We start from the raw sequence: 11,760 nt of genomic DNA on the forward strand, positions 1-11,760 counted from the left end.
CGCCACCCTCTGGAGGGGGTTTCGCCTTCGGCGTTTCGGCCTCGGCGACATTCACTACGTTAGCGGATTCCTTCGCGTCCTGCGAATTCGTCCCCACTCGCCGTGCGATTCCACGCCAATGAATTCGAGGCACACAAGTGCGCCCGAAGCTCCGGGTGGTGTCGTTGTGGTGAGTGACCGCCGATCGAAGGACCCGGACGAACCGGGCGTTCCGTCTCAAGCGGCTTGGGCTACGTTACGCAAGTGCGGCGGCGGAGTCAAGCTCCGCCGCCGCTCAAACGTGGAGAACCGGTCGACGTCAGTCGCCGGCCACCTCGACCGCCGCCAAGCTCTTCTTGCCGCGCCGCAGTACGAGCCAGCGGCCGTGCAGGAGGTCGGCAGCCTCAGGGGTCGCGTCCTCGTCTTCGATCTTGACGTTGTTCACGTACGCGCCGCCCTCCTTGATGGTGCGGCGGGCCGCGGACTTGCTGGCCACGAGCCCCGCTTCGGCGAACAGGTCGGCGACGCCGGCCAGCTCGGCGACCCGTGCGTGCGGAAGCTCGCCAAGGGCCGCTTCGAGGGTCCGCTCGTCGAGTCCGGCGAGTTCGCCCTGGCCGAAAAGCGCCTTGGAAGCGGCAACGACCGCGGCACACTGCTCGGCGCCGTGGACGAGCGTGGTGAGCTCCTCGGCCAGGGCGCGCTGGGCCGCGCGTGCCTGCGGACGTTCCTCTGTGAGCCGCTCCAGTTCCTCGATCTCCTCCCGCGACCTGAAGCTGAAGATCCGCAGGAACTTCGACACGTCACGGTCGTCGGCGTTCAGCCAGAACTGGTAGAAGGCGTACGGCGTCGTCATCTCGGGGTCGAGCCAGACCGTGCCGGTCTCCGTCTTGCCGAACTTCGTGCCGTCCGCCTTGGTGATGAGCGGGGTGGCCAGGGCGTGCACGGAGGCGCCCTCGACGCGCCCGATCAGGTCGATGCCGGCGGTCAGGTTCCCCCACTGGTCGCTGCCGCCGGTCTGCATGGTGCAGCCGTAGCGGCGGTAGAGCTCCAGGAAGTCCATGCCCTGGAGGATCTGGTAGCTGAACTCGGTGTAGCTGATGCCGGCCTCGGAGTTGAGTCGACGGGCCACGGCCTCCTTGGCGATCATCTTGTTGACCCGGAAGTACTTGCCCACGTCGCGCAGGAACTCGATGGCCGACATGCCCGACGTCCAGTCGAGGTTGTTGACCATCACGGCGGCGTTCGGGCCCTCGAAGGAGAGGAAGGGCTCGATCTGGGCGCGGATCCGCTCGACCCAGCCGGCGACGACGTCGGCGTCGTTCAGTGTCCGCTCGGCGGTCGGCTTGGGGTCGCCGATCAGACCGGTGGCTCCGCCGACGAGGGCGAGCGGCCGGTTGCCGGCCAGTTGCAGCCGGCGGATGGTGAGGATCTGCACCAGGTTGCCGAGGTGGAGGCTGGGGGCGGTCGGGTCGAAGCCGCAATAAACCGTGACCGGGCCGTCCGCGAACGCCTTGCGCAGTGCGTCCTCGTCGGTGGAAACGGCGATCAGCCCTCGCCACCGCAGCTCGTCGACGATGTCCGTCACGGTTCTCGTGTCTCCTAGAGTCGGTCGGTGCCTCGTACCCGTTCGTACGGAGTCTTTCCGAGACTACGCGTTCCGATCGACTGCTTTTGCCCGGCCGGGGGGGGCGCGGCAGCGCGGTGCGGGGGCGCCGCGCGTGTCCTTGGGGGATCAGGCTCCGGCGGACGGCTCGGCTCTCGGACTCAGCCGGTACGCGGAGACGGTCGGGTCACCGGCGAGGTAGAAGCGGTGCTGCCAGTCGTGGGCTTTGCTCACGCCCACCCGAGGACCGATCCGGATGAGTGCGGCCGGCACCGGCTCGCCCTCGGACAGCGTGAGCGGGCCGCCTGCCAGCAGGTCGGTGCCGTTGTGCTCCGACGTGATGCCGAGCGCCTGGCAGAAGTTCCCCGGACCCCGCGCCAGACGCGGCCCCTCGACCTTCGCCCCCCGCCGCTCGCGCGCCACGTCCTCCCCTTCGGTGACCCTGCCGGCCCTGAGGAGGACGGCCGTGGCGACGCCGTCCGCCCCGGTGACGACGTTGGCGCACCAGTGCAGACCATGGGAGCGGTAGACGTACAGATGTCCCGCGGGCCCGAACATGACGGCGTTTCGTGGCGTCCTGCCCCGGTAGGCGTGGGAGGCGGGGTCGGCCGCACCCGCGTACGCCTCGGTCTCCGTGATGGTGACGTGCACGGTCCCCTCAGGGGCCTCGTGGGTGAGGACGGCGCCGAGCAGCATGGGGGCGACTTCTTCGGCGGGGCGCGCGAGATCAGCGATGTTCACGCCGACCGCCGTGGCGTGCCGTGGCAGGGGTGGCCTCGGCCCCGGTCGGCTGCGGCGCGACCGGGCGGTCCTGCGACCTGTGTACGAAGGTTCGCCCCAACGGGCAGGGGGCAGCCTCCGGCGCCTGCCGGTCGAAGGAGGACCTGCGGAGTGGGGTGCTTTCGGCAGGGGCGATCATGCGGTACGAGAGTAATGGAACCGTTCGGGGTGGGGCCGCGTTCGTAGTGACCGGGGCAACCGCCAGATGAGGGAGAGGGACATCGTGGGCTTCAAGAAGCTGCTTGCGAGCTTGGGCGCCGGTGGCGCGTCGGTCGAGACGGTGCTCAACGAGCCGAACGTGGTCCCTGGCGGCGTTGTCCAGGGCGAGGTGCGGATCCAGGGCGGGTCGGTGCCGCAGCAGATCGAGGGGCTCTCGGTGGGCCTGCAGGCCCGTGTCGAGGTCGAGGGCCAGGACACGGAGTACAAGCAGGACATCGAGTTCCACCGGCAGCAGCTGGGCGGGGCGTTCGAGGTGCAGGCGGGTGCGGTGCACGTGGTGCCGTTCGGGCTGGAGGTCCCCTGGGAGACCCCGGTCACGACGTTCCTGGGACGGCATCTGACCGGCATGAACGTCGGCGTCACCACGCAGCTGGCGATCGCCCGCGCGGTGGACTCCGGTGACCTGGACCCGATCAACGTGCACCCGGTGCCGGCGCAGCAGGCGATCCTCGACGCGTTCGGCCAGCTGGGCTTCGGCTTCAAGAACGCGGACCTGGAGCGCGGTCACATCCACGGCACCCGACAGCGGCTGCCCTTCTACCAGGAGATCGAGTTCTTCGCGCCGCAGCAGTACCGTGGGCTGCAGCAGGTGGAGCTGAGCTTCGTGTGCGACGGCCACGAGATGGACGTCGTCCTGGAGATGGACAAGAAGCCGGGGCTGTTCAGCGAGGGCAGCGACGCCTTCCGCTCGTTCACGGTGGACATGAACACCTTCCACACGACCGACTGGGCCGGATATCTCAACCAGTGGCTGGCCGAGGTCGGCGGTAAGCGGAACTGGTTCTAGGATCGGCGGGCGAAGCGCGTTACGCGATCAGCAGGAGGTACCAGAGGTGACCGAGCAGAAGCGGCGGCCGCTGCCCCACGATTTCCATCCGCCCGTGCCGTCGTTCACGCTGGTGAGCGACGACATCGAGCCGGGTGGCACGCTCAAGGACGCCCAGGTCTACGCCGAGGGCAATGTCTCGCCGCATCTGCGGTGGGAGGGTTTCCCCGAGGAGACCAGGAGCTTCGCCGTCACGTGTTACGACCCGGACGCGCCCACCGGCAGCGGTTTCTGGCACTGGGTGCTCATCGACATCCCCGCGACGGTGACGGAGCTGCCCGCGGGCGCCGGCAGTGACGGCTTCAAGGGCCTGCCCGAGGGTGCGGTGCACATCCGCAACGACTACGGCACCAGGGACTTCGGCGGTGCCGCGCCCCCGCCCGGGGACGGCCCGCATCGTTATGTGTTCACCGTGTACGCGGTGGACCAGGAGAAGCTCGGGCCTGACGCGGACGCGTCGCCCGCCGTCGTCGGCTTCAACCTGCGGTTCCACGCGACCGCACGGGCCAACCTGATCGGCGAGTACGAGAACCAGCAGTAGTTCCGGGGCCCCGGCCGAGCGGCCGGGGCCCCGAAATCCCGTTGCGCCCCGGCGCTCCCGCATCGCAGTGTGGTGTCTGCCTGGTGACCTGACCGTCACCGGGGGTCGGCACCGCAGTGGCGGGGGCGCCGGGGCGTTGCGCTGTGCGGTTCTCGCCGCGTGACCTGCCCGCCGTCCGCCGGAGCCCGGTCATGCGCCCGGGTGTCCACGCCGATCGCCGCCCTCCGGGCGCCCGGGACCCCTCGGGGCCGGGCGCCCGGAGCGGCCGGCGGCGAAGGACCCGTGCCGGGGCGCCACCTTTTTTGATCCCTTTTTCCTGCGTTCGCTGTCACGTGCGGAAATTGCGTTGTCCGCTTACCTATCGCCCGGTCAGAGTGGAGCCACCTCGCCACCGGGGCGGGGTGGACCCGAGGGGTGGGCGACGTGGGTGAGACGTTGGTGCTGAACGCGACCTTCGAGCCGCTGTCGACTGTGTCGCTGCGGCGCGCGGTGGTGCTGGTGATGCAGGACAAGGCTGTGGTCGAGCAGGCCCATCCCGGGCTGCGGATCCGCGCGGCGGCGGTGGAGGTGCCGGTGCCGCAGGTGATCCGGCTCTGCAGATACGTGAGGGTGCCCTTCCGACAACGGGCGGCGTGGTCGCGGCGGGGCGTGCTGGTGCGGGACCGGCACCGGTGCGCGTACTGCGGTCGGCGGGCGACGACCGTGGACCACGTGGTGCCGCGGTCGCGCGGTGGCGGGGACACGTGGCTGAACACGGTGGCGTCGTGCGCGGAGGACAACCACCGCAAGGCGGACCGTACGCCGGAGCAGGCGGGGATGCGGCTGCTGACCCAGCCGTTCGAGCCGACCCCGGCGGACGCCTTGCTGCTGGCCCTGAACCTGAAGGACCGTGAGGGCGTACCCGGCCGGCTCGGGCTGCCGGCGTGAGTGCCGGGCCCCGTGGCGGTCGTCCGGTCACCTCAACAGGAGCTGGGCGATCGCCGCGAGGCCCACGACGACGATGACGGCGCGCAGCGCGGCAGGCGGCAGGCGGCGGCCGATGCGGGCGCCGAGGACTCCGCCCAGGGCCGCCCCGGCGGCGATGAGGGCGACAGCGATCCAGTCGAAGTCCGCGACGAAGAGGAAGAAGACCGCGGCGACGCCGTTGACGATCAGCGCGAGGACGTTCTTCGCCGCATTGATCCGCTGCCAGGACTCCTCGAGGAGCACCGCCATGAGGGAGAGGTACATGACCCCCTGCGCGGCGCCGAAGTAGCCGCCGTACATGCCGGCGAGGAGGAGTCCGCCGAGCAGTACGGCGCCGCCGTGTTCGGGGACGTGGCCGCCGTTGCCGGACCGGCGCGCCTGCAGGGCCCGGGAGAGCCGGGGTTGGACGAGGACGAGGACGAGGGCGAGCCCGATGAGGACGGGCACGATCGTGTCGAAGGCCTGGGAGGGCAGCGTCAGCAGCAGGGCGGCTCCGGCGAGTCCGCCGGCGAGAGCGGACGCGCCCAGCCGCAGCAGGCGGGCGCCCTGTCCGGCGAGTTCGCGCCGGTAGCCGATGGCGCCGCTGACGGAGCCGGGGACGAGGCCGAGGGTGTTGGACACGTTGGCGGTGACCGGTGGCAGCCCGACAGCCAGCAGGACGGGGAAGGTGAGGAGGGTGCCGGAGCCGACGACGGTGTTGATGGTGCCGGCCCCGATTCCGGCCGCGAACACGGCCAGGGCTTCCCAGTAGGTCACAGGCGCCTCCATGGTCGGTGCGGCTCTCCTCCCCCCGAGGGGACCGGGGGGAGCCGGAGCGCACGGATCATGTCATACGCCAAGGCGGCGGCAGCCGCGCCGCTCAGTCCTTGTCGAGCCGGGGGGCTTCGCGGCGGGTGCCGCCGTCGACGTTGCCGGAGCCGCTGCCGGGGGCGCCGGGGAGGTTGACGATGCCGCCGAGGCCCTTGAGGGCGTCGTTGAGCTCGCTGGGGATGATCCAGAGCTTGTTGGAGTCGCCCTCGGCGATCTTCGGGAGCATCTGCAGGTACTGGTAGGCGAGCAGCTTCTGGTCGGGGTCGCCCGCGTGGATGGACTCGAAGACGGTGCGGATGGCCTGGGCCTCGCCCTCGGCCTTGAGGGCGGCGGCCTTGGCCTCGCCCTCGGCTCGCAGGATCGCGGACTGCTTCTCGCCCTCGGCGGTGAGGATCTGGGACTGGCGGATGCCCTCGGCTGTGAGGATGGCGGCGCGCTTGTCGCGGTCGGCGCGCATCTGCTTCTCCATCGAGTCCTGGATGGAGGTGGGCGGCTCGATGGCCTTGAGTTCCACACGGTTGACGCGGATGCCCCACTTGCCGGTGGCCTCGTCGAGTACACCGCGCAGCGCGTGGTTGATCTCCTCACGGGAGGTCAGGGTGCGCTCCAGGTCCATGCCGCCGATGATGTTGCGGAGCGTGGTGACCGTGAGCTGCTCGATCGCCTGGATGTAGCTGGCGACCTCGTAGGTGGCGGCCCGCGCGTCGGTGACCTGGTAGTAGATGACCGTGTCGATGTTGACGACCAGGTTGTCCTGGGTGATGACCGGCTGCGGAGGGAACGGCACGACCTGCTCGCGCAGGTCGATGCGGTTGCGGATGGTGTCGATGAACGGCACCACGATGTTGAGGCCCGCGCTCAGGGTCCTGGTGTAGCGGCCGAAGCGCTCGACGATCGCCGCGCTTGCCTGCGGGATGACCTGGACCGTCTTGATGAGCGCGATGAAGACGAGCACCACCAGGATGATCAGGACGATGATGATCGGCTGCACGTCCACTCCCCCGCCGATTGCTGTGGCTACCTGTACGAAGACATGATCAAGTCTGTCAGACCCCGCGGCGCGGCGGGCCGGGTTCGGTGAATTCCCGTGCCCTCCACGGCTGCGGGGGCGGCGTCACACCACGACGGCCGTCGCGCCCTCGATCTCGACGACGTCCACGCTCTCGCCGGGTTCGAAGGCCCGTCCCGCGTCGAGGGCGCGGGCCGACCAGATCTCGCCGTTGAGCTTGATCCGGCCGCCGTGCTCGTCGACCCGCTCCAGGACGACGGCCTGACGGCCCTTGAGCGCGTCGACGCCGCTGCGCAACTCCGGGCGCTGCGCACGGCTGCGGTTGGCCAGCGGGCGTACGACGGCGACACCCGCGACGGAGACGATGACGAAGGTCAGCACCTGTGCGGTGATGCCGAAGCCGACACCGGCCGCGATCGCGGCCGCGACGGCTCCGACCGCGAACATCCCGAACTCGGGCATCGCGGTCACGACAAGCGGAATACCCAGCCCCACGGCGGCGATCAGCCACCACAACCAGTCGTCCACAGGCCCATGGTAAGGGCCTGCAGTCGATCCGTGACAGGGTGCGACGATTCTGCCCGACGCTTTTGGTGCGGCTCCGTGTGCGCCGGGCGGCTCAGCAGGTCATCAGCAGGTCATCAGCAGGTCACTTCGGCCCGGTACTTCGGCAGGTCACTTCAGGGGCAGTCCGCTGGCCGTCCAGCGGTCGCCCCGGCGCTCGACGACGAGCGGGAGGCCGAAGCAGAGGGAAAGGTTGCGGGAGTTGAGCTCGGTCTCCATGGAACCGGCGGCGACCAGCTTGCCCTGGCGGATCATCAGGACGTGGGTGAAGCCGGGCGGGATCTCCTCGACATGGTGGGTGACCATGATCATCGAGGGGGCGATCGGGTCGCGGGCGAGCCGGCCGAGGCGGCGGACGAGGTCCTCGCGGCCGCCGAGGTCGAGTCCGGCGGCGGGCTCGTCCAGCAGGAGGAGTTCGGGGTCGCTCATCATGGCGCGCGCGATCAGGGTGCGCTTGCGCTCGCCCTCGGAGAGGGTGCCGAACTTGCGGTCGAGGAACTCGCTCATGCCCAGGCGGTCGAGGAAGGCGCGGGCGCGGTCCTCGTCGACCTGCTCGTAGCTCTCCTGCCAGTGGGCGGTCATGCCGTACGCGGCGGTGAGCACCGTCTCCAGGACGGTCTGGCTGCGCGGCAGCTTCTCGGCCAGGGCGACGCCCGCGATGCCGATGCGCGGGCGCAGTTCGAAGACGTCGACGCCGCCCATCTTCTCGCCCAGGATCTGGACGGTGCCGGAGGTCGGGAAGAGGTAGCTCGAGGCGACGTTCAGCAGGGTCGTCTTGCCGGCGCCGTTGGGACCGAGGATGACCCAGCGCTCGCCCTCGGCGACCGACCAGGAGACCTGGTCCACCAGAGCCCGGCCGTCTCGGACCACGGATACGTCCACCAGCTCCAGAACATCGCTCATGAGCGTGTTGTCTCCCACTTCCCGATCGCACGTCTGCCGTCGCGAGCACCTGTAGGCGCCGCCCCCAGGAAATCTACGCCACGCCCGGGCCGCCCCAGTCCTTAGGCTGGGGGGATGCTCGACGAACCACGCTCAGGACGGCTGGCCGCCTGGGGAAATGCCCTGATTGCCGGACTTGCCGCACCTGATGACGCCGCTCAGGAAGTGATCGCCGACGATGCGGTCCACCGCATCTGCGGACTGCCCGGGGAGGACGGCCCGGTGGGGCTGACGCTGGGGCTGGGCCGGCTGCGCGCGCTCGGCGTCTGCGGGCTGCGGATCGCACTCCCGGTGCCCGGGCACCCGCTGGGGCTCAGCGGGCCGCCCGAGTTCAACGCGCGGGCGCAGGCGGCGGGTGAGGCGGTCATCGCCGTGGGCGGACCGGCCATCGGCCTGGTGCCGGAGGTCACGGAGGCCGGGCCGCAGGGGGACGTGCACGTGTCGGTGGAGTGGCAGTGCCTTCAGGTGCGGGACGCGCCGCCGGCGGACGTGCCCTCGCTGGGTGAGGCCGAGCGGGAGCTCGCGGAGGCGTTGAGGGACGCCACGGAGGCTCTGGCGCGGCTGGACGTGGCCGGCGGGGGCCCGGCGGCGCAGGCGGCTCTGGAGGCGTACCGGGCGCGAGCGGCGCGCGGACGGGAGGTGCTGGCGCCGGGGTATCCGCCGCGGGCGGTCCGGGTGCTGGAGCTGGCGCAGCGGGTGGGCGCGCTGATCGCGATCGCGACCGGCACCCGGGCCGAGCACGGGGCCGCGGTCAGCGCCTCGGAGATCGCCTCCCGTGCGGAGCTTCTGCGGCCGGTGGAGCGGACGGCGCGGCGGGCGCAGGTGGCGGCGTACAACGCGTACGTGGAGGAGGCCGAGCGGCGCCGCGGGTAGAGCCCGCTGTCCGGGAGGTGTTCCTCCGTGATGACACGCGCCGCGCGCCGCGACGGGCGCTCGCCGTGGCGGCTGTACGCGCTGACCCCTGTGCCGGGGAACGGACCGGCCCCGGGGCGGCGGAGCGCTCCGGGGCCGGTTGCACGGTCGCACGGCGGGGGGCCGTCCAGGTCAGCCGTTGACGCAGGCGTTCCCGAAGGCCGGGTTGAGCAGGCCGATGACGCTGATGGTGTTGCCGCAGACGTTCACCGGCACGTGCACCGGCACCTGGATCACGTTGCCCGAGACCACACCGGGGCTGTTCTTCGCGCCACCGGTGGCCTGGGCACCCCCGGTGTGAGCGGAGGCGGCACCCGCGCCGACCATGGCGAGGCTCCCGGCGACCATGGCGACGGCGGCGGCCTTGTGCAGGTTCTTCACGTTCTTGACCCTCCTTGCTCGGGTACCGCGGCAGTCGCCGCAGCACGCCATGGAGAACGGCCCAGGGACGGCCAGGTTGCGCCATCCGAGCGACATACACCCGACGGTATGAATCTCACTCCGGACGGCCCCCCAGCCGCTCGCCCTACCGCTAGTGCCCCGGTTCTCGCAGCGCCGGCCGCTCCCGTCGGGCCGTCCGCCCGCAGCCTCGGGCCGGCACCGGCGGCCGTGCGGACGCGCCACTCAGCCGCCGATGCCGTGCCGCACCGCCCACAGGGCGGCCTGGGTGCGATCGGAGAGGTCCAGTTTCATCAGGATGTTCGACACATGGGTCTTCACGGTCTTCTCCGAGAGCACCAGGGCCCGGGCGATCTCCCGGTTGGAACGGCCCTCGGCGATCAGCGACAGCACCTCGCGCTCCCGGTCGGTGAGGGTCCCCCCGCGGCCCTGGCCGTGGGTGGCCTCCTCCTGGGAGAGCAGGGCCTCGGCGACCTCCGGCTGCAGGAGCACGTGCCCGGCGTGCACCGAGCGGATGGCGCCGGCCAGCGCGTCCGGGTCCACGTCCTTGTAGACGTAGCCGGCCGCGCCCGCGCGCAGCGCCGGGACGACGGTGCGCTGCTCGGTGAAGCTGGTGACGACGAGGACGCGGGCCTTGCTGCCGTTGTCACGCAACCGGCGCAGGGCCTCGATGCCGTCGACCCCGGGCATGCGGACGTCCATCAGGATCACGTCGGGAGCGAGTTCGCCGGCGCGCTCCACGCCCTGCTCCCCGTCCGCTGCCTCACCCACCACCTCGATGTCGGGCTGCACCTCCAGGAAGGTCCGCAGACCGCGCCGGACCACCTGGTGGTCGTCGACCACCAGGACGCGAATGGGGCCGTCAGCCACCGGGCACCTCCATCTCGATCACGGTGCCTTTTCCGGGCGCCGAGTCCACCGTCAGTCCGCCGCCCACCGCGTCGGCCCTGTCCCGCATGGAGACGAGCCCCAGGTGCCGCCCGGCACGGCGCACCGCGGACGGGTCGAAGCCCCGCCCGTCGTCGCGCACCGTGAGCACCGCTCCCCTGCCGCGGCCCTCCAGGCGCACGGTCACGGAAGCGGCGTCCGCGTGACGCAGCGCGTTGTGCAGGGCTTCCTGGGCAACCCTCAGCAACGCCTCCTCCTGTGCGGCAGGCAGGGCGCGGACATGGCAGTGGGTGAAGGAGACGCGCGCCGAGTGCACCCGGTCCAGGACGCCGATCTGGGTGCGCAGGGTGGCCAGCAGGCCGTCCTCGTCCAGCGCGGCGGGCCGCAGTTCCACCACGACCGCGCGCAGCTCGTCGGCGGCCTCGGCTGCGAGCGCGGCGACCTGCCGCAGCTCCTCGCGGGCGCGTTGCGGATCGCGGGCCACCAGGGCAGCGGCGGCCTGGGCGGTCAGCCGCAGGGAGAACAGCTTCTGCGAGACGGCGTCGTGCAGCTCGTGGGCGATGCGGGCGCGCTCCCCGGCCAGCGTCAGCTCGCGGCTGCGCTCGTACAGGCGGGCGTTGGTCAGGGCGATGGCGGCGTGCGCGGCCAGCGTCCGCAGCAGTTCCTCGTCCTCCTCGGTGAACCCCTTGCCGTCCTCCGGGGCGCCGGACTCGCGGCGCTTGTCGGCGAGGAAGAGGGCGCCCAGGATCTCGTCGCCGTCGACCACCGGCATGCCGAGGAAGTCGGTCATCTGGGGGTGGGCGGCCGGCCAGCCGCCGAACCGGGGGTCTTCCTTCACGTCGGGCAGACGCTGGGGGGTGGCCTCGTGCAGCATCGCGGCGAGGACGCCGTGCTGCCGGGGCAGCGGGCCGATGGCCTTCCACTGCTCGTCGCTGACGCCGTCGACGACGAACTGGGCGAAGCCGCCGTGGTCGTCCGGCACGCCCAGGGCGGCGTACTCGGCGTCGAGTAGTTCCCGGGCGGACGAGACGATCGTCTGCAGTACCTCGCGCACTTCGAGGTGCCGGCTCATCGCGAGGACGGCCGCGCTCACCGCCTCGATGCCGCGTCGGGGCGATCTGCTGGACATGAGCTCACCGTACCGGCGGGGTGGGGCCGACGGGATCGGCCAGCTGACCGAGCGGCCCCCGTCCGGCGACCTAGGACGAAGTTCCTGTCGCCTCACCCTGCGACGCGGCTTGAGAAGGTGGGCTCGCCCTGGGCGCCGCCGGGCTCCGGGCACCCTCGTCGGGACGACCCTGTTCCCGAACGCCGTGGACGGA

At 71.3% G+C, this 11,760-nt stretch carries 13 protein-coding genes; 4 read left to right on the forward strand and 9 right to left on the reverse strand.

What is annotated here, in order from left to right; translation table 11 throughout:
* Nucleotides 1-298 precede the first annotated feature (298 nt).
* Together tyrS and AC3ET4_RS11395 are read right to left on the reverse strand one after the other, a co-directional pair.
* A complete protein-coding gene (gene tyrS, locus AC3ET4_RS11390; protein WP_431948577.1) occupies nucleotides 299-1,564 on the reverse strand; it encodes a tyrosine--tRNA ligase in 1,266 nt (421 codons plus the stop codon).
* Between the two features lie 147 nt (nucleotides 1,565-1,711).
* The gene (locus tag AC3ET4_RS11395) at nucleotides 1,712-2,323 is read right to left on the reverse strand and encodes a DNA-3-methyladenine glycosylase (RefSeq protein WP_431948578.1); all 612 of its coding nucleotides are present in this window, start codon (nucleotides 2,321-2,323) and stop codon (nucleotides 1,712-1,714) included.
* Nucleotides 2,324-2,585: 262 nt separating this feature from the next.
* Between AC3ET4_RS11395 and AC3ET4_RS11400 the strand changes: the two genes are divergently transcribed.
* From AC3ET4_RS11400 to AC3ET4_RS11410, 3 genes are all read left to right on the forward strand, one after another.
* Nucleotides 2,586-3,368: a sporulation protein gene (locus tag AC3ET4_RS11400; protein ID WP_431948654.1), complete on the forward strand. Its 783-nt coding sequence runs from the start codon at nucleotides 2,586-2,588 to the stop codon at nucleotides 3,366-3,368.
* A 46-nt stretch (nucleotides 3,369-3,414) separates the two neighbouring features.
* Nucleotides 3,415-3,948, forward strand: coding sequence for a YbhB/YbcL family Raf kinase inhibitor-like protein (locus AC3ET4_RS11405; protein ID WP_431948579.1), 534 nt, complete (start codon nucleotides 3,415-3,417; stop codon nucleotides 3,946-3,948).
* 423 nt (nucleotides 3,949-4,371) lie between these two features.
* On the forward strand, nucleotides 4,372-4,875 hold the full coding sequence (locus AC3ET4_RS11410; protein ID WP_431948580.1) for an HNH endonuclease: 504 nt from the start codon (nucleotides 4,372-4,374) through the stop codon (nucleotides 4,873-4,875).
* 27 nt (nucleotides 4,876-4,902) lie between these two features.
* Here the strand turns inward: AC3ET4_RS11410 and AC3ET4_RS11415 are convergent, their stop codons facing one another.
* The 4 genes from AC3ET4_RS11415 to AC3ET4_RS11430 form a co-directional block, all read right to left on the reverse strand.
* The gene (locus AC3ET4_RS11415) at nucleotides 4,903-5,670 is read right to left on the reverse strand and encodes a sulfite exporter TauE/SafE family protein (RefSeq protein WP_431948581.1); all 768 of its coding nucleotides are present in this window, start codon (nucleotides 5,668-5,670) and stop codon (nucleotides 4,903-4,905) included.
* A gap of 103 nt (nucleotides 5,671-5,773) precedes the next feature.
* A complete protein-coding gene (locus AC3ET4_RS11420) occupies nucleotides 5,774-6,715 on the reverse strand; it encodes an SPFH domain-containing protein (protein WP_431948582.1) in 942 nt (313 codons plus the stop codon).
* A gap of 123 nt (nucleotides 6,716-6,838) precedes the next feature.
* A complete protein-coding gene (locus tag AC3ET4_RS11425; protein WP_431948583.1) occupies nucleotides 6,839-7,261 on the reverse strand; it encodes an NfeD family protein in 423 nt (140 codons plus the stop codon).
* A gap of 147 nt (nucleotides 7,262-7,408) precedes the next feature.
* Entirely contained in the window at nucleotides 7,409-8,200 is a 792-nt protein-coding gene (locus AC3ET4_RS11430) for an ABC transporter ATP-binding protein (protein WP_431948584.1), read from the reverse strand.
* A 114-nt stretch (nucleotides 8,201-8,314) separates the two neighbouring features.
* Here AC3ET4_RS11430 and AC3ET4_RS11435 point away from each other — a divergent pair, with 114 nt between their 5' ends.
* Nucleotides 8,315-9,112: a hypothetical protein gene (locus AC3ET4_RS11435; RefSeq protein WP_431948585.1), complete on the forward strand. Its 798-nt coding sequence runs from the start codon at nucleotides 8,315-8,317 to the stop codon at nucleotides 9,110-9,112.
* Between the two features lie 171 nt (nucleotides 9,113-9,283).
* Here AC3ET4_RS11435 and AC3ET4_RS11440 read toward each other — a convergent pair whose 3' ends face one another.
* From AC3ET4_RS11440 to AC3ET4_RS11450, 3 genes are all read right to left on the reverse strand, one after another.
* On the reverse strand, nucleotides 9,284-9,532 hold the full coding sequence (locus tag AC3ET4_RS11440; protein WP_431948655.1) for a chaplin: 249 nt from the start codon (nucleotides 9,530-9,532) through the stop codon (nucleotides 9,284-9,286).
* 243 nt (nucleotides 9,533-9,775) lie between these two features.
* Entirely contained in the window at nucleotides 9,776-10,420 is a 645-nt protein-coding gene (locus AC3ET4_RS11445) for a response regulator (protein ID WP_431948586.1), read from the reverse strand.
* Complete coding sequence (locus tag AC3ET4_RS11450) at nucleotides 10,413-11,567, reverse strand: GAF domain-containing sensor histidine kinase (RefSeq protein WP_431948587.1); 1,155 nt, start codon at nucleotides 11,565-11,567, stop codon at nucleotides 10,413-10,415. Before AC3ET4_RS11450 ends, AC3ET4_RS11445 begins: the two co-directional genes overlap by 8 nt.
* Between the last annotated feature and the right edge of the window lie 193 nt (nucleotides 11,568-11,760).

It is taken from the genome of Actinacidiphila sp. bgisy167, from assembly GCF_057707665.1.

Excerpts from the sequence above, each read along its gene's own strand:
- AC3ET4_RS11430 (WP_431948584.1), bottom strand. The coding sequence starts at position 8,200 with ATGAGCGATGTTCTGGAGCTGGTGGACGTATCCGTGGTCCGAGACGGC.
- AC3ET4_RS11435 (WP_431948585.1), top strand. The coding sequence starts at position 8,315 with ATGCTCGACGAACCACGCTCAGGACGGCTGGCCGCCTGGGGAAATGCC.
- AC3ET4_RS11450 (WP_431948587.1), bottom strand. The coding sequence starts at position 11,567 with ATGTCCAGCAGATCGCCCCGACGCGGCATCGAGGCGGTGAGCGCGGCC.